Source organism: Kocuria sp. APC 4018 (assembly GCF_030407675.1).
GTDB lineage: Bacteria > Actinomycetota > Actinomycetes > Actinomycetales > Micrococcaceae > Kocuria > Kocuria rhizophila.
The window spans coordinates 1-17,446 of sequence record NZ_JASDCY010000022.1 but is presented as its reverse complement, the minus strand read 5'-3'; the positions used below and the strand labels follow the sequence as shown (position 1 = coordinate 17,446).

The following is a 17,446-nucleotide window of genomic DNA, read 5'->3' as shown; positions in this document are numbered from 1 at the left end:
TCCTCACGGCCCTGGACGGGCTCGCACCGGGCCTCAGCCACAGGGCGATGGACGCGGTGCACGGCCACGACGACGCGCTGGAGCCCGCACTGGCTCGCCTCACCTCCCGGGACGCTGAGTCCCGCATCGTCGCAGAGGGAGGTGTGGCCGCCCGTGTGGTGAGTGAGAGCGAGTGGCGGCGGGAGGCAGCCACCGATCCCGGCCCGTGGCTGCACATCCTCGCTGGGGATCTGGACACCACTGGACGCCACCGCTCCCCCGGACCGGACGGCCACCCGTGGCGACCGGTGCACCCGCACGCGGCCGGTGTCCCTCTGCCCCTCCACGGCGTCCGAGTGGTCTCGCTGACCCGGGTGATTGCCGGCCCCACCGCCGCGAAGTTCCTGGCGGCACTGGGCGCGGGTGTGATCCGCGTCGACCCGCCCGCCATTCCCGAGCTGCTGGGGCAGCACCTGGACACCGACCTTGGCGTGCGCTGCACCTCGCGGGACCTCTACGACCCGACCGCAGCTGCGGACCTGGCGGCGCTGCTCGGCCAGGCGGACGTCCTGCTCACCGGATACCGCCCCGGCACACTCACCGCGTTGGGGCTCGTCGTTGGTGAGCGGTTCCCCCACCTCGTGCACGTGGAGCTCAGTGCGTGGGAGCCCACCGGGCCACGCGCCGGAACGCGGGGCTTCGACAGCATCGTCCAGGCGGCCACCGGGATCGCCCACCGGTACGGCTCCACGGACAGCACCGGGCTCTGGCGGCCGGGTGCGCTGCCAGTGCAGGCGCTGGATCACGCCACCGGATACGGCATGGCCGCGGCAGCGTGTGCCTTGCTGGCCGCGGGACGGTCAGGGTACGCCCGGTTGTCCCTGGAGCGCACCGCGCGGGTGCTGCTGGACGGTGGGGGCGGCGCGGGGCGCAGCCATCCTTCCCCGAGCACCGACCCCAGACCTGAGACCGTTGTGCTGACCTCCGAGCACGGAAAGGTCACCTGTGTGCCGGCCCCCGTGCGGATCGACGGGCAGCGGCCGCCGGTCCTGCCGCCCCTTCCGGCACGCTGACATGCCCATGAGGAAACGCAGCCACGTCCTGTCTGTTCATTTTTTACCCGCGTTCATTTATCCTGAACACAGGAAATGAATGAACGGAGGGCCTGTGAGTGAAACCCTGCAGACCGCCATCGAGAGGCGTCTGAACGAGTACCGCCTTGGCGCCGATGGCCCCTCATCACTGCGAGACCTGGCACGTGAGACGCCCACACCCCTCCTCCTCACGCACCCCCTGGGGTCCCAGCGTTTCCGCGCCGTGGTGACCGACAGCCCAACCCTCACCCGTGTTCTTCAGCTGGATGGGGAATTCGGCGACCCCCTTCTCCTTCTCGCGCCGGCGGTCAACCCCCGCAGCGCCCACGAGCTGCGCGTGGCGGGTGTCCAGTTCCTCGACACCGCAGGAAATGCCTACCTCAGATTTGGGGGAGTGCTCATCGACGTCCGAGGTCGTCGACCCGATCCGGCCACGGTCCAGAACCGCCGAGCACTCCGACCCTCAGCCGGGCTCTTCACTCCCAGACGAGCGCAGGTCATTTTCGCACTGCTGTCCTGGCCCGAGTTGCTCCACTCCCCCGTCAGGACAGTTGCTGCTGCGGCCAAGGTGTCCCTGGGACAAGCCCAGTCCACCATGAAGCTCCTCGACGAGCAGAGATTCCTGGACCGCCGCAGCAGACGTCTGATGCGCCAGGATGTTCTCGCAGAACGGTGGGCCGATGCGTATGCCACGGGGCTCGGACCCAAGACCCTGGTGCAGCAGTTCCACGGCGATCCTGCCCACCTGGACCTTGCCGGTCACGGTGTGATCTACGTGAGCGGCGAGCAATCGGCGTCGTGGATCAAGAATCCCGGAACCGCCACGCTCTACGTTGAGGACATCTCCCCCACGATGGTCTTGGCCAACCGCTGGCGGAAGGACGGGAACCCCAACATCATGATCCACACAGCCTTCTGGCTCCCCCCGGACCATGAAACCCACCCGCTCTCCTCCTTTCCGTCTCCTGCCCCTCCCCTCCTGGTGTACGCCGACCTGAAGTCTGCGGGAGAGAGCCGCCAGCTGGAGGCCGCACAGCACGTCAAGGACAGCCATGCTCACATTTGGCACCCCTGACCCAGGGGTCCTGGACGTTGTGGGAGAGGTGGTCCAACGCCTCCGACACGACACGGACATCGCACCATCACAGGTAATGGTGGTGGGAGCCCACGCACGGAACATCATCCACTCCGGCCTGGGAGACTCAGCTCCCATCCGGTTGACAGATGATGTGGACCTCGCCCTGGCACTTCCCGGATGGGATGCCTATCAACCCATCACCAAGATCTACCCTCGCCTGGGGGACAGCCAGATGCGCTACCGCGTGGGCGGCATCCCCGTGGACTTCATGCCCTTCGGCCCCCGCGTCGAGGAACCGCCGGGGGCAGTCACCCCTCCGCCGCGCAAGGAGGCGTGGACCGTCGCCGGTTTCCAAGACGTCCACCGTCACGCCCAGGCAGTGGAAATCACCCCTCAAGGGGACACTGTTCGGGTGCCATCACCAGCCGGTTACACCGCACTGAAACTCCGCTCGTGGGCGGACAGAGCTCCGAACCACGACACCAAGGACGCCCAGGACCTTGCCGTGGCATGCCACTGGTACACGGAATCCGAGGCTGTCCGGGCCGAACTCTACGAGACCGGGCACGGACAGCATCTGTTGGAGGTCCACAACTACGCCCAGGACCTCGCGGCCGTGGCACTTCTGTCCTACGAGGTGTCGGAGGTTCTCTCCGCCGCCATCGCGACCAGCCTGGCCGCGGACCTGAAGAATGTCGGCACTGCCCTGCTGTCCAGGGATTTCACGACGTCGCTCGAGCGGATCCCCTCAGCTGACAGAGACCGCCGCGAAGCCATGATCACCAGCCTGCTGTCCGCACTCGTGTGACGGGCCCACAGGTACGCCCTGAGCGCCCCGTGGTCCCCTCGAGCAGCTGCCTGATGGGCCGGCCTGAGGACACCCGTCAGACAGACCTCGGGCGGGAGGGGATGCCTTCCCCGTCCCGCCCGAGACCGTCACACCATGCGTCGTGGTGCGCGCCCGTCAGAGGCTCCGCAGCGCCTCCGCGAAGCGCTTGACCCCTTCACGGATGCGCGCGGGGGCCACGCCCGAGAACGCGAGCCGCGCGGCGTTGGACTCCCGGCCGTCCATGTAGGACGCCGAACCCGGAACGAGCACCACGCCGTGGGCGATGGCCTCGGCCAGGATGTCCTTGCCGCGGATCTCCTCCGCGGTGACCCAGGTGAAGAACCCGCCGGACGGCGTGGTCCAGGATGTCGAGTCCGGCATGTACTCCGTGAGTGCCTCCTCCATGGCGGTCCAGCGCTCTTTGTAGAGCTCCACGGCCCGGTCCAGCGCTGGCTCCCAGTGCTCGGAGCCCACCCACGAGGTCACGAGCGACTGCGCCAGATTGGACGGGTGGATCACCACGGACTCCGCGGCGATCTGCAGCCGACCGCGCACCTCGGGCGGCGCCGCCATCCAGCCCACCCGCAGCCCGGGCGCGAAGATCTTGGAGAAGCTGCCCAGGTGGATCACGTGCTCGGGGTCCATGCCGTGCATCGAGGGCAGCGGCTCGCTGCGGTCGAAGGCCAGCAGCGCGTACGGGTCGTCCTCCACGATCATCACGTCCCGCTGCGCGCACACCTCCACGAGCTCACGACGCCGCTCCTCCGGCATGGTCACGCCGGTCGGGTTCTGGAAGCTCGGGATGGAGTACACGAACGGCACACGCCTGCCCTGGACCGCCAGCTCGTCGAGCGCCCGGGCCACGGCTTCCGGCCGCATCCCGTCGTGATCCATCTCCACATGGTGCACGTCCACCTCGTAGGCGCCGAACACGCCGAGCGCTCCCACGTAGGTGGGCCCCTCGGCCACGATCACGTCACCGGGGTTGCAGTAGAGCTTGGTCACGAGGTCCAGCCCGGCCTGCGAGCCCGTGGTGGGCAGGATGTCCGCGCCGGTCACGGTGGACCCGCCGCGCGCCATGAGCTTCACGACCAGCTCGCGCAGCCCGTCCATGCCGGCACCCGAGCCGTACTGCAGGATCTCCCCGGCGCGCCCGCGCAGCAGCAGGGACGCGACGTCGCCCACCGCGTCCGCGGGCAGCACGGACAGGTCCGGGTTGCCGCCGGCCAGCGAGACCACGGAGGGGTCGCGGGCCACCTCGAACACGGCGCGGACCGGGGAGGGACGGAACTCGTCCGCGCGGGACGCGAAGCCGCTCACTTGTCTGCTCCGTAGCGCGCGCCCGAGATGCCGTACGCGGGACCGTCCGCGGCGGCGTCGGCGCCCAGGCTGATCAGGGAGATCAGCTCGTAGACCACGTGCGCGGCGGCGATCCCGGTGAGCTCCGCGTGGTCGTACGCGGGCGAGACCTCCACGACGTCGCACGCGACCACGTCCAGCCCGCGCAGTCCGCGCAGGATCTCCAGAACCTCGCGGCTCGTGATGCCACCGGCCTCGGGGGTTCCGGTGCCCGGGGCGTGGGCGGGATCCAGGACGTCGATGTCCAGGGAGATGTAGAGCGGGCGGTCCCCCACGCGCTCGCGCAGGGCCGCGACCACGGCGTCCACGCCGGAGCGCATGACGTCCGCGGAGGAGACGATCTCGAAGCCGAAGCGGGCGTCGTCCTCGAGGTCCTGCGTGCCGTAGAGGGGGCCGCGAGTGCCCACGTGCATCACGGCGTCGGTGTCGATGATCCCCTCCTCGAACGCGCGCCGGAACGGGGTGCCGTGCGTGTACTCGGCGCCGAAGTAGGTGTCCCACGTGTCCAGGTGGGCGTCGAAGTGCAGCAGCGCCACCTTGCCGTGGCGCGAGTGCGCCGCGCGCAGCAGGGGCAGGGCGATGGTGTGGTCACCGCCGATCGCCACCACCTTGGTGGACTCCCCCATGAGCTCCTTGGCCGCGGCCTCGATCGACTCGATGGCCTCCGGGATGTCGAACGGGTTGCCCACGATGTCCCCGGCGTCCGCCACCTGCAGGTTGGCGAACGGTGAGTGGTTCTGCGCGGGGTTGTAGGGCCGCAGCAGGCGGGAGGACTCACGCACGTGGTTGGGACCGAACCGGGCACCGGAGCGGTAGGACACCCCGGAGTCGAACGGCACGCCCACCACGGCCACGTCCGTGTGCTCCACCTGGTCCGTGCGGGGCAGCCGCGCGAACGTGGCAGGCCCGGCCCAGCGCGGAGTGAGGGCCGCGTTCACGGGCCCCACCCGCTGCTCACCAGCGCTGTTGGTCTCCACAATGCGTTCCGGTTCCACCCGTGCTCCTCTCGTCCCGGGATCGTCCGGGCGTCGTCCGGGGCCGCGTCGCTGGGGCCCCTGGTGCTGCGACCGATCGTCGCGGTGCTAGTTTTTGTGACCTGGTCCATAAACCCTAACGCCACGCACCCGCCCGGAAACGCAGCCGGATGAGGACGCGCGGCACCCTGCCCCCTGCCCGAGGAGAACCTCCGTGAACGTGCTCGTGATCGTGCTGTACCTGGCCGCGATGGTGGTGATCGGGCTGTGGGCCGCACGCCGTGCGCGCACCGCCACGGACTACCGCGTGGCCGGGCGTCGTCTGGGTGCGGGCCTCTACACCTCCACCATGGCTGCCGTGGTGCTGGGCGGTGCCTCCACCGTGGGCGGTGTGGGGCTGGGCTACCAGTACGGGATCTCCGGGATGTGGCTCGTGGTGGCCATCGCCACCGGGCTCGCAGTGCTGAGCCTCTTCTTCGCGCCGCGCATCCAGTCGCTGAAGGTGTTCACGGTCTCCCAGATGCTGCAGCTGCGCTACGGCGCGCGCGGTGGCGCCACGGCGTCGTCGTTCGTGATGCTCGCGTACACCGTGATGATCGCCGTGACCTCCACCGCGGCCTACGCCTCGATCTTCTCCGTGCTGTTCCCCATCTCCCGGCCGTGGGCCATCCTGCTGGGCGGCGTGGTGGTGATCGCCTACTCGGTGCTCGGCGGGATGTGGTCCATCACGCTCACGGACCTCATGCAGTTCGTGTTCATGACCATCGGGATCTTCGCGATCCTGCTGCCCTTCTCCCTCGCGGCCGGGGGTGGCTGGTCCGGGATCACCGAGCGCCTGGACGCCTCCTACTTCTTCGCCGGGTCCATGGGGTTCCAGGCGATCGTCACCCAGTTCGTGGTCTACGGCTTCGGCATGCTGATCGGCCAGGACATCTGGCAGCGCGTGTTCACGGCCCGCTCCCCCAAGGTCGCCCGCTGGGGCGGGCTGGCCGCGGCCGGGTACGTGGCCGTCTACGGCGTGGCCGGCGCCCTGATCGGCACCGCCGCGGCCGCCGTGCTCCCCACCCTCGAGGTGCCCGAGGAGGCCTTTGCGGCCATGGCCCAGTACCACGTGCCCGCCGGCCTGGGCGGGGTCGTTCTCGCGGCCGGGGTCGCGGCCATGATGTCCACGGCCTCCGGCGCCACGATCGCCGCGGCCACCGTGGCCCGCGTGGACGTGGTCCCCACGCTGCGTGGACTGTTCGGAGCCTCCCCCGAGGACGTGGAGCGTGCCCGCTCGGAGGAGGCCTCCGTGACGAAGGACCGGGTGTACGTGGTGGTGGTCGGACTCGTGATCACCGCACTGTCCATGCTGGTCAGCTCCACCGTGGTGGCCCTGACCATCGCGTACGACCTGCTGGTGGGCGGGCTGCTCGTGGCCGTGCTGGGCGGGCTGGTCTGGCGCCGGGGCACCGCGGCCGGGGCCTTGTGGTCCATGGCCGCCGGTGTGGTGGCCACCGTGGCGGGGATGCTCGCCTTCGGCGTGCTGGCCAACGCCCCCATCTACCTGGGACTCGTCAGCTCGGCCGTAGTATTCGTGGTGGTGTCGCTGGTGACCAGGCCCACGCCACCCCAGATCAGTGAAGAGTGGAACCGACGCATCCAGGAGTCCAAGGCATGAGCACCGAGAACAGCACCCCCGAGACCGGGGGGACCCAGGCGGCGTCGCGCCCCGAGCGCACCGTGGCCACGGCCGTGCTGGAGACCCTGCGCGGGTACGGCATCGACACCGTGTTCGGGATCCCCGGAACCCACTCTCTGGAGTTCTACCGGCCGCTGCGCGAGCTCGGGATCACCGCGATCACCACGCGCCACGAGCAGGGCGCGTCCTACGGCGCGGACGGCTGGTCCCAGGTGCGCGGGCTGCCCGGCGTGGTCATCACCACCTCCGGTCCCGGCCTGCTGAACTCGCTGTCCGGCGCGGCCACCGCATACGCCGAGTCCCGGCCCATGATCCTGCTGTCCCCGGGGCGCCCCGTGGGCCACGACTTCCGGGACATCGGCTCGCTGCACGAGACCAAGAACCCCTCCGCCGCCGTCAACGCGATCGTGGGTGTCTCCCGCCGCGTGACCTCCGGCGCCGAGGCCGTGACCATGATCCACGACGCCATGCGGGACTTCGCGCACTCGCGGCCCCGTCCCATCCACATCGAGATCCCGCTGGACATCCTGGAGACCGCGGCGGACGTCCCCGAGTCCGCGACGGCGCCGCGTCCCCTCGGCGAACCCACGCCCGCCCCGGAGCACGACGTCGCCGCGGCCGTCTCCGCGCTCGCGGCCAGTGAGCGCCCGGTCATCCTGGCCGGCGGCGGCTCGCTCGCGGCCGGGGACCGGCTGCTGGAGCTGGCCGAGCTGCTCGAGGCCCCCGTGATCACCACGACCAACGGCAAGGGCGCGATCCCGGAGAAGCACCGGCTCTCGCTGGGCGCGGACCTGCGGCTGAGCACCGCGCACGAGTTCCTGCGCTCCGCGGACGCGCTGCTCGTGATCGGCTCCAAGGTGGGCGAGGCCGAGCTGTGGGGCGGTGACATCACCCCGCAGGGCCCGATCGTGCGCGTGGACATCATGCGCGACCAGATGCTGTGCAACCTCACCCCGGATGTGGAGGTCCCCGGCAACGCCGCCGCGGTGGTGCCGCAGCTGCTCGACGGGCTGCGCGCCGCGTTCGAGGCCTCCGACGCCGCGCCCCGCCCCGAGCGGGACCTGCGCGAGGTCTTCGACGCCATGGACGAGGAGGGCCGCCAGTGGGCGCCGGACCTCGCCGCGCTCAACGAGACCATCATGGAGGTGGTCCCGGACGACACCATCTTGGCCGGTGACTCCTCCCAGGTCACCTACATGGGCTCCACCACGTTCTTCCGTGCGCCCGCGCCGCACTCGCTGCTCTACATGGGCACGTACGCCACGCTGGGCTACGGGCTGCCCGCGGCGGTGGGCGCCAAGCTGGCCGCGCCGGAGCGTCCGGTGGTGTGCCTGGTGGGTGACGGGGCCCTGATGTTCTCCATCCAGGAGCTCATGACCGCAGTGGAGCTGAACCTGGACCTGCCCGTGATCTGCGTGGACAACGGGGGCTATGGGGAGATCCGGCAGAACATGGTGGACCGGGACATCGACCCCCTGGCCGTGGACCTCGTGCAGCCGAACTGGGTCAAGCTTGCGGAAGGCTTCGGCGCCACCGGGTTCCCCGCCACCATGGACACCCTCGCGGAGACCGTGCAGAAGGCGCTCGCCACCAAGGGCCCGAGCCTGGTGCACCTGAAGATCTGAGTGGGGCCTGCCCGGACGGGGATGCGCCACCTCCGGGCTGCAGGCACCTGCACCGGTTGCTCCGGAACGTCGAGGAAAGAGCATGACCGCCGAACCGTGGGTTCGGCGGTCATGCTCGTGTTCGAGGTGCTGTGCCCCTCGCGCGGGTCCTGGGCGCACCCCACCCCTCGGGGGTGGCGACTCGTCGCCGCGTGGCCGTGGGCGGGGCGGACGCCCCGGGGTCACTGGCTGCTGAGACCCAGCCCGATCAGCCCGATTCCGGAGAAGATGAGGATGGCCCAGATGGCCAGGATGAGACCGGAGAGCACCACACCCGTGATGGCCATCCCGCGCCCGGCGGGCTCTTTCTTCAGACCCACGAGGCCGAGCACGAACCCGATGATGGGGAGGATGAACGTGAAGCCCAGGAAGATGCTCACGATGCCGAGGACCATGGAGGCCACGGACAGGCCCTTGGGCTCGGCGGCCTGACGCATGACGGTCACCTGGTGCGGCATGGGGGGCTGCTGCGCCACGGTCGACCCTGCGGCCGGATAGTACTGCGAGGTGTCTCCGTGGGCGGCGTTGCCCTGCCAGGATTCGTGCTGGGCGGTGTCGTAGCGCGGGGCGTTGCCCTGCCAGGCGCCGGCCTGAGCGGCGCTGTGGAGTGCCGGCCTGCGCATTACCGGTCTGCGGAGCGCCCGCCTGTGGCACGTCCGCCTGCGGGGCGGGCTGATGGTCGGGGGTCTGGGGCTGCTGGTTGTCAGGGTCCATCCAATGATTATGCATGTTGCTTTCAGCCCTGTGGGGTAGTGACGCTCCATTGCGGCGGGCCCTGCTCCGCGGCCCGCCACAGAGGGGGGCGCCGGCACGGCGCCGATGGGTGCGAGCGCGGGGCAGAACTGTTCACCTCCCCCGCTGCCGGGGCAGGGGCCAGGTGGTGGCGACCAACGCGCGGACTTCGCGCCGGGTTCGCAGCCGGACCACGCGCAGGGCCGGGTGGGTGCGCCCCAGGACGGGGATGCGGTGCCGGCAGCTGTTCCGTGTGGCCACCGCCCAGCGGATGATGTGCTCCGGGTCCGTGACGATGCTGCGCAGCGGGGCTTCCCGGTTGCCGTTCCACAGTTCTTCGCGGCGCAGGCTGCGCCGCACGGTCCGGCGCACCACACGGGGGAACGTCACCGTCCAGAAGGGGAGGTCGAGCCACACGAGGGTGTCGGCGCACTCGGCGAGAAGGGGGCGGGCGGCGTCGTACTGCCACTCCGTGACCCACGACGGCTGGGATACCAGGCGCTGCACATCCGCGACGAACTCGGGGCGCGGGGTCCAGCCCGGGCCGTGGAACAGTGCGTCGATCTCGGTGTGGGGAATCCCGGATCGCCTGGCGATCTCCCGGCAGAGCGTGGTCTTGCCCGCGCCGCTGACCCCGGCCACCAGAATGCGGCGGGGAGCGGGCGTGGGAGTGTCCATGCCGTGAGCCTATGCGGCCCCGGCGAAACCGCCCCGAGGGGGCCGCCCGCAACAGGCAGTGGCACCATCGGCAGTGTCCACGGCATTCACCGCCCCGCGCGAAAGGAACTCCCATGACACCCGAGAAAACCCCCGGCCAGGACGCGGTCCCCGCGCACCTGCGCACCGCCATCGATGCGGCCACCCGCAGCGCCTCCGAGGGTGGTGGCCCGTTCGGCGCCGTGCTGGTCACTGCGGACGGGCAGGAGTTCGTGGCGGTCAACCGGGTCACTGCCGAGAACGATCCCACGGCCCACGCCGAGATCTCCGTCATCCGCGCGGCGGCCGCCGCCCTGGGCACGCCCGACCTGTCCGGGGCGACGCTCCACGTCAGCTGCGAACCGTGCCCCATGTGCCTCTGCGCAGCACTGTGGGCCCGGCTGGGCCGGATCTGCTTCGCAGCGGATCGTCACGACGCCGCGCGGGGCGGTTTTGACGACGCCGCCTTCCACGACTTCTTCACGGCCTCTCGCGAGCAGCGGGACGCGATGCTTCCCGTGGACCACGTGTCCGTGGCGAGCTGCCCCGAGCCCTTCGACGCCTGGAAGGCGAACCCGGACCGTACCGACTACTGACTCGCACCCGCGCGCCTCCCCCGTGGGACTGGCAGTGTCCACGACACTGGGGCCCGTACAGGTGCGGCTGCGGCGCACAGGTGAGGGGCGGCGGCAGATCATGCCGCGCACCTCCCCCACGCCGCCCGCAGCACCTGGTGCCAGGCGCCATGACCGGGTTCGCCTCCCACGACGTCCTCTGGGACGAGCGCGGGCTGCGGCTCCGGCCGACCCGTTTCCGAACCACCGACCGAGCACGAGGAGAACCCGTGAGCATCCCGCAGCCCATGACGTCCGGAGCGGTTCCCGCCAGCGAGTCCAGCCCCACCGAACTGGTGCTGACCCTCGACTGCGCCGAGCAGCCGGGAATCGTGCACGCCGTGAGCGGTGTGCTCCTGGAGCACGGTGCCAACATCGTGGAGCTGACCCAGTACGACGACCGCCGCCTGGGCCACTTCTTCATGCGCGTGCACATGGCCCCTCTGGAGGGCAGCGCGCTGTCCGAGGACGCCCTGCGGCGTGATCTCACCCCGGTGGCCGAGCGGTTCGGGATGCGCTGGGAGCTGCACGAGCACCGGGCCCGGCGCCGCGTGCTGGTGATGGTCTCCAAGTTCGAGCACTGCCTCAACGACCTGCTCTTCCGTGCCCGCACCGGGGAGCTGCCGGTGGAGATCGTGGCCGTGGTCTCCAACCACCTGGACCACCAGCGCCTGGTGGAGTGGCACGGCATCCCGTTCTTCCACGTGCCCGTCACCAAGGACACCAAGCCGGAGGCGGAGGCGCGGCTGCTGGAGCTCGTGGACCGCTTCGAGGTGGACCTGGTGGTGCTCGCCCGGTACATGCAGGTGCTCAGCGACTCCCTGGCCACCCGGATGGAGGGCCGGGTGATCAACATCCACCACTCGTTCCTGCCGTCCTTCAAGGGCGCCAGGCCCTACCACCAGGCGTACGAGCGCGGGGTCAAGACCGTGGGCGCCACCGCGCACTACGTCAACGCTGAGCTGGACGAGGGGCCGATCATCGCCCAGCAGGTGGTGGAGGTGAACCACGCCTACGGGCCGGAGGACCTCGTGGCCGCGGGCCGGGACACCGAGTGCAAGGCGCTCTCGGACGCCGTCCGCTGGCACTGCGAGGGCCGGGTGATCCTGCACGAGGGCAAGACCGTGGTTCTGCGGTGACGGCGACCGGGCAACGGTCTCGGTTCCCCGTTCCACCGGGCAGGCCGGGCCCTGCGGGCAGCCGCCGAACCACCGCCCACCACGACGACGCCGCGGCACCTCCCGCTCCGCCCTCCGCCCCCGTGCGCCCGCCCGGGGTGGACGGCGAAGAGCGCGTCGTCCACCTGGACCCCGAGCGGTTCATGTGCGTCCGCACGGACGGCCCGGACACCGGCAGGCCCCTGGTCCTGGTGACCGGGATCGGCTTCGACCTCACCTCGTGGCCGGAACAGTTCGTGACCGGACTGCGCGAGCACGGTCACCGCGTGATCCGCGTCGACAACCGGGACGTGGGACGCTCCTTCCGCGCGCCCTCTGCTTCACCCACCGCCCGGCAGCTGCTGCGCGGGAACCTGCCCGCGGGACAGTACACCGTGGAGGACATGGCCCAGGACGTCGCCGACACGCTGGAGGTGCTGGACGTGGAGTGCGCGGACGTCCTGGGGTTCTCCCTGGGCGGGATGATTGCCCAGACACTCGCGGCCCACCACCCCCGGCGGGTGCGGCGGCTGGTCTCCCTGTGCTCCACCACGGGCGCGCCGTCGGTGGGAACGGTCGCCGCGTCCACGGCCGCCATGCTGGCACTGCCCGGCGCACGCACCCGGGGCGCGTTCATCGCCTCGCGGCTCGTGATGGCTCGGCACCTGGCGGGCACAGGCTTCCCCGTGGACCGGGCGCACGAGCGACGGCTCGCGGCGGCCCACTGGGACCGCAGCCTGGACCCGCGGCACGAGGCCGCGGCGATGCGTCGTCAGATCGGCGCCATCCGCGCGTCCGGGGACCGCACCGAGGCACTGGCCCGGATCACGGCGCCCACGCTGGTGGTCCACGGGGACCGCGACAGGATCGTGCGCCCGGACGGTGGCCCCGCCACCGCAGACGCCATCTCCGGAGCCCGCTTCCTCACCATCCCCGGCATGGGCCACCAGGTGCACCCCCTGGTGGTGCCCCGGCTGCTGCCCCCGGTGCTCGAGCACCTGGGGCCGTGACGACCACCGCCTCCCCGGACCGGGGGACCACCACCCCTGCGGTCCGTGGTACCAATGAAGCCGGTCAGAGATTCGAGCACCCCGCCCCGGCGTGCGACCGCCGGAGACAGGAAGTGACACGCATGCACACAACCCACCACCGCCTGCCGCGTCTGGCCAGCACGCTGGTGTTCCTGGCCGCCCTGTGGTCCCTCGTCTCCATCCCGTTCCCGCGGGGTGAATGGCTCTACATCGTGGACGACGTCTTCACCGCGCTCGGCGTTCCGGCCGGCCCCAACCTGTTCCTGGCCCTGAGCCTGTTCATCGTGGGGGCGGCACTGCGACGTGGACTGCGGATCGCGTGGGTGGTCGCCCTCGGCGTGCTGGTCGTGGAGATGCTGGTCTACGTTCTGCTGGGCATCGCCCTGGCGGTGGAGTCCCTCGAGGCGGAGCTCGAGATCCTGGACGGGCTCCTGCTCGGGGTGGGGTTCGTCATCACAGCGGCGTGGATCATCGCGTTCATCGTCCGGCGGCGCGACTTCCCCGCCCGCACGCGCCGCGGGGCCACCCGGCAGGCACTGCTCACCCTGCTGAGCGGTCTGGCCCTGGTCATTGTGCTGGTGTTCACGGTCTCCTGGCTGGTCCCCACCCACCTGCACGGCATCGAGCACCTGTGGTTCTCTTTCCGCAGCGTCACGGGCCTGTCCCTGCCGCGCAGCATCTCGGACGGCTCCCCGGGCCCCCACTGGCTGGCCACGCTGGGCGGCATCCTGGGTGCCGCGGTGCTTCTCTTCACCGTGTGGCGGTTCACACAGTCCGCCCAGCGGGCCGAGGTCCTGAGCCCCGAGGAGGAGCTGCACGTCCGCAGGCTCCTCGCCACGAACGGCGGCCAGGACTCGCTGGGGTACTTCGCCACCCGCCGGGACAAGTCCGTGATCTTCTCCGCAGACGGGCGTGCGGCCGTGTCCTACCGGGTGATCGGCACCGTCTGCCTGGCGTCCGGCGATCCGCTGGGTCATCCGGACGCGTGGCAGGACGCGATTGCCACGTGGCTGCGTGAGGGGCGCGAGCATGCCTGGCGGATGGGGGTGCTGTCCGCCTCCGAGACCGGCGCCGAGGCGTACGTGAAGGCCGGTCTGCGGGCCCGCCCGCTCGGCGACGAGGCCGTCCTGGACACCGACACGTTCACGCTAGAGGGCCGCGCGATGCGCCCGGTCAAGCGCGCTGTGGCCCGTGTGCGCGAGGCCGGCTGCACCATCACCGTGCAGCGCCACAGCCAGCTGGACGCCACCACCATGCAGCAGATCGTCGAGCTCTCCGAGCAGTGGCGCGGGGACGAGGTGGACCGCGGCTTCTCCATGGCCCTGAACCGGCTCGCCGACCGCACGGACGGGCGCAGCGTGGCCGTGCTGGTGCGGGACGCCGAGGGCCGCGTCGTCGCGCTGCAGTCCTTCGTCCCGTGGGGCACGCGCGGGCTGTCCCTGGACCTGATGCGCCGCTCCCCCGAGGCCCCCAACGGCGTGAACGAGGCCATGGTGGCCGCCCTCGCCGAGGAGGGCGGGGACCTGGGCGTGCGCGAGGTCTCCCTCAACTTCGCGATGTTCCGTTCCGTGTTCACCGGCGCGGACAAGGTGGGCGCCGGCGTGGGCGTGCGCCTCGCGGACCGGGTGCTCACGTGGGGCAACCGTTTCTGGCAGCTCGAGTCCCTGTACGAGGCCAACGCCAAGTACCTGCCCCGCTGGGACGCCCGCTTCGTGTGCTACGACTCCGCCGCGAACCTCCCTCACATCGGGATCGCGGCCGGCCGCGCGGAAGGCTTCTTGCCGGGCCGCTCACCGCGTCCGGGGCACGACGGCGAGGCGCTCGTCGCGGGGCCCGGCGGCACGCCCGTGCGGCTCGCGGACCTCTCCCTCGAGCAGGACCGCGAGCTGCTCACCCCGCCCCGCCCGGTACGCCACCTCACGGAGCAGCAGCGGGTCCGCCACGACAAGCTGGATGTGCTGCGCGCGGCGGGCATGGAGCCCTACCCCGTGGGCGTGCCCTACACGATGTCCCTGGAACGGGCACGGCAGATCATCGAGGAGGGCGCGGAGGCCACGGTCACCGAGCCCGTCTCGCTGGGAGGGCGCGTGCGCGAGCTGCGGGACTTCGGCGGCGTCGTCTTCGCCGTGATCGAGGAGCACGACGTGCGGCTGCAGGTGGTCCTGGAGGACTCCGCCGTGAGCCCCGAGCTGCTGGCGCTGTGGCGGCGCGCCGTGGACGCCGGTGACCACGTGTCCGTCACCGGCACCCTGGGCCGCAGCCGCCGCGGGGAGCCGTCCCTGCTGGCAACCTCCTGGGCCATGGCGTCCAAGTCCCTGCGGCCCGTGCCGAGCCCCCACACCGGGTTCACCAACCCCGAGGCCCGTGTGCGTCAGCGCTACCTGGACCTGATCGTGAACAAGGAGTCCTCTCGGCTGCTGCGGGCCCGCTCACGGGGGATCGCCGCCATGCGCCAGTCCTTCATGGAACGCGGCTACATGGAGGTGGAGACCCCCATGCTGCAGGCCGTGCACGGCGGCGCGAGCGCTCGCCCGTTCCGCACCCACATCAACGCGTACAACGCGGACCTGTACCTGCGCATCGCCCCGGAGCTCTACCTCAAGCACCTGTGCGTGGGTGGGATGGACAAGATCTTCGAGCTCAACCGCAACTTCCGCAACGAGGGCGCGGACGCCATCCACAACCCCGAGTTCACCTCCGTGGAGGCGTACGCGGCGCACGGCGACTACAACACCATGCGGGAGCTCACCCGGGAGCTCATCATCGAGGTCGCCACGGCCATTCACGGCGAGCCCGTGGCCGTGCGCCCGGACGGCCACGGCGGGGAGGAGCGGATCCGCCTGGACCACGAGTGGCCCGTGATCCCCGTGCACCAGGCGGTCTCCGAGGCCACCGGCACCGTGCTCACCTCCGCCACCCCGGTGGAGGAGGTGCGCGCCGTCGCGGACGCCCACGGTGTGCACTGGAGCGAGGAGATGACCTCCGGTGAAGTGGTCCTGGAGCTCTACGACGAGCTGGTGGAGGGTCAGACCACCCTGCCGGTGTTCTACACGGACTTCCCGCTGGAGACCTCACCGCTGACGCGCACGCACCGCACGGATCCGCGGCTCTCGGAGCGCTGGGACCTGGTGGCGTTCGGCGCGGAGATCGGCACGGCCTACTCGGAGCTGGTGGACCCGGTGGACCAGCGCAACCGCCTGACGGAGCAGTCCTACAAGGCCGCCGCGGGTGACCCGGAGGCCATGGAGGTGGACGAGAACTTCCTCACCGCCCTGGAGTACGCCATGCCCCCCACGGGCGGCCTGGGCATCGGTGTGGACCGGATGATCATGATGCTCACGGGCACCAACATCCGCGCCACGCTGGCGTTCCCGTTCACCCGCCCGAACGAGCAGCGCTGACGCGTCCGACCCTCGCGTGACCGGCCGCCGCCCACGGAGCACACCGCGGGCGGCGGCCGTTTATCGGCCCGGGGACGCTCCCGCAGCACGCCCTGTGGGAGCCCCGCGCCGTCTCCCCGAGCGGATGGCACCGGTTCAGGAGCGGGCCGAGCTGCCCCGGGCCACCCGCCCGCTGCGCAGCAGCACCACGGCCACCACGGAACCCACCGCCCCGGCCACCGTGAGGGGCACGGTCAGCAGCGTGACGATCTCCCACAGCGGCGGCACCGCGGCGCACGCCACCCCCACGGCCACCGCCGTGCAGGACAGGGCGAGGGGGCGGGACCCCCACGGGGCGGTCGACGCCGCCTCGACCCGCCGTAGCGCGGTGGCCACGGCCAGGACCACGGCCCAGCACAGCACCGCCAGCGGGATCCGCAGCCACCACCAGGCGGCGGAGCCGGGAGCGGGGTCGTACCCTCCCGCGAGGAACCACGCGGCCATGACCGCCACGACCAGCGGCAGGTGCCACAGGTAGATGGTCAGGGCGCGGGAGCCCACCACGTGGGCCACGGTCTGCGCGGGTCGCCACCGCATGAGGCTGCGCAGCGCCGGCGAGAAGACCTCCAGCAGGCACGCCTGCGCCACCCCGAGCAGCACCATGCACACCGTGGGCGGGTTGAGGTTGGTGAGCATGTCCGGGGCGTAGGCACCGGAGGCCACGCACAGCCCGAGCAGCGCGTAGCACCCGGCGGCGAGCGCCACGAGCGTCGCCCGGGACCGCGCGGCGAACCACCCGTCCGCGCGGAAGAACCCCAGCTGCTGCACGAGCGGCCACACGAACACCATGTTGAGCAGCCCCCACCACTGCTGCCCGGTGGCCATGCGGATCAGGTCCACGGCCACGGTGCCCGAGAGCAGGAACCAGCACCACACCCACCCCATCTGCTCATGCATACGCATGAAACAGGGTGCCAGGGCCTGGCAGATCAGATAGGCGGCCAGGAACCACAGCGCCATCCCCATCCCGGACAGCGCGAACGTCACCAGCTCGTGCGGCGCGCCCGCCACGAGCGCCGCTGCGGCCCCGAGCGCCAGCGCGCACCACAGCACGGCGGCCGGCTGCACGAGCCGCAGGGTCCGCTCCCGCACGTACTCCCCCGCGGCCATGCCCCGCG

At 71.2% G+C, this 17,446-nt stretch carries 14 protein-coding genes; 9 read left to right on the top strand and 5 right to left on the bottom strand.

From position 1 onward, the window contains the following. The first annotated feature begins 47 nt into the window (after positions 1 to 47). From QL985_RS05915 to QL985_RS05905, 3 genes are all read left to right on the top strand, one after another. Positions 48 to 1,052 (top strand): CoA transferase, encoded by a 1,005-nt coding sequence (locus tag QL985_RS05915; protein WP_019310796.1) that lies wholly within the window; start codon positions 48 to 50, stop codon positions 1,050 to 1,052. A 94-nt stretch (positions 1,053 to 1,146) separates the two neighbouring features. Further along, positions 1,147 to 2,148 (top strand): type IV toxin-antitoxin system AbiEi family antitoxin, encoded by a 1,002-nt coding sequence (locus QL985_RS05910; RefSeq protein WP_019310797.1) that lies wholly within the window; start codon positions 1,147 to 1,149, stop codon positions 2,146 to 2,148. Beyond that, positions 2,126 to 2,959, top strand: a complete 834-nt coding sequence (locus tag QL985_RS05905) for a hypothetical protein (protein ID WP_153007952.1) — start codon at positions 2,126 to 2,128, stop codon at positions 2,957 to 2,959. The genes QL985_RS05910 and QL985_RS05905 overlap by 23 nt, the downstream gene beginning before the upstream one ends. A gap of 156 nt (positions 2,960 to 3,115) precedes the next feature. On the opposite strand, the gene QL985_RS05900 is transcribed toward QL985_RS05905, so the two are convergent. Together QL985_RS05900 and speB are read right to left on the bottom strand one after the other, a co-directional pair. Then, the gene (locus tag QL985_RS05900; RefSeq protein WP_259905230.1) at positions 3,116 to 4,300 is read right to left on the bottom strand and encodes a PLP-dependent aminotransferase family protein; all 1,185 of its coding nucleotides are present in this window, start codon (positions 4,298 to 4,300) and stop codon (positions 3,116 to 3,118) included. After that, positions 4,297 to 5,334 carry an agmatinase gene (gene speB / locus QL985_RS05895; protein ID WP_059281563.1) on the bottom strand — a complete coding sequence of 346 codons (1,038 nt, stop codon included), beginning with the start codon at positions 5,332 to 5,334 and terminating at the stop codon, positions 4,297 to 4,299. Before speB ends, QL985_RS05900 begins: the two co-directional genes overlap by 4 nt. Before the next feature lie 193 nt (positions 5,335 to 5,527). On the opposite strand from speB, the gene QL985_RS05890 reads away from it, so the two are divergent. Further along, on the top strand, positions 5,528 to 6,973 hold the full coding sequence (locus QL985_RS05890; protein WP_039102105.1) for a sodium:solute symporter: 1,446 nt from the start codon (positions 5,528 to 5,530) through the stop codon (positions 6,971 to 6,973). Next, positions 6,970 to 8,619 carry a thiamine pyrophosphate-binding protein gene (locus QL985_RS05885; protein ID WP_019310802.1) on the top strand — a complete coding sequence of 550 codons (1,650 nt, stop codon included), beginning with the start codon at positions 6,970 to 6,972 and terminating at the stop codon, positions 8,617 to 8,619. Before QL985_RS05890 ends, QL985_RS05885 begins: the two co-directional genes overlap by 4 nt. Before the next feature lie 221 nt (positions 8,620 to 8,840). Here QL985_RS05885 and QL985_RS05880 read toward each other — a convergent pair whose 3' ends face one another. Next, positions 8,841 to 9,281 (bottom strand): DUF4190 domain-containing protein, encoded by a 441-nt coding sequence (locus QL985_RS05880; protein ID WP_290147614.1) that lies wholly within the window; start codon positions 9,279 to 9,281, stop codon positions 8,841 to 8,843. A 223-nt stretch (positions 9,282 to 9,504) separates the two neighbouring features. Continuing rightward, the gene (locus QL985_RS05875) at positions 9,505 to 10,068 is read right to left on the bottom strand and encodes an AAA family ATPase (RefSeq protein ID WP_081477475.1); all 564 of its coding nucleotides are present in this window, start codon (positions 10,066 to 10,068) and stop codon (positions 9,505 to 9,507) included. A 113-nt stretch (positions 10,069 to 10,181) separates the two neighbouring features. On the opposite strand from QL985_RS05875, the gene QL985_RS05870 reads away from it, so the two are divergent. From QL985_RS05870 to lysX, 4 genes are all read left to right on the top strand, one after another. Next, positions 10,182 to 10,682, top strand: a complete 501-nt coding sequence (locus tag QL985_RS05870; protein ID WP_019310805.1) for a nucleoside deaminase — start codon at positions 10,182 to 10,184, stop codon at positions 10,680 to 10,682. A 266-nt stretch (positions 10,683 to 10,948) separates the two neighbouring features. Continuing rightward, on the top strand, positions 10,949 to 11,839 hold the full coding sequence (gene purU, locus QL985_RS05865) for a formyltetrahydrofolate deformylase (protein ID WP_035885375.1): 891 nt from the start codon (positions 10,949 to 10,951) through the stop codon (positions 11,837 to 11,839). Positions 11,840 to 11,961: 122 nt separating this feature from the next. Beyond that, on the top strand, positions 11,962 to 12,867 hold the full coding sequence (locus QL985_RS05860; protein WP_082019329.1) for an alpha/beta hydrolase: 906 nt from the start codon (positions 11,962 to 11,964) through the stop codon (positions 12,865 to 12,867). Further along, on the top strand, positions 12,864 to 16,289 hold the full coding sequence (gene lysX, locus QL985_RS05855) for a bifunctional lysylphosphatidylglycerol synthetase/lysine--tRNA ligase LysX (protein ID WP_311199817.1): 3,426 nt from the start codon (positions 12,864 to 12,866) through the stop codon (positions 16,287 to 16,289). The genes QL985_RS05860 and lysX overlap by 4 nt, the downstream gene beginning before the upstream one ends. Before the next feature lie 135 nt (positions 16,290 to 16,424). On the opposite strand, the gene QL985_RS05850 is transcribed toward lysX, so the two are convergent. Further along, on the bottom strand, positions 16,425 to 17,446 hold a 1,022-nt coding region (locus tag QL985_RS05850; protein ID WP_290147612.1), incomplete at its 5' end, for an acyltransferase family protein.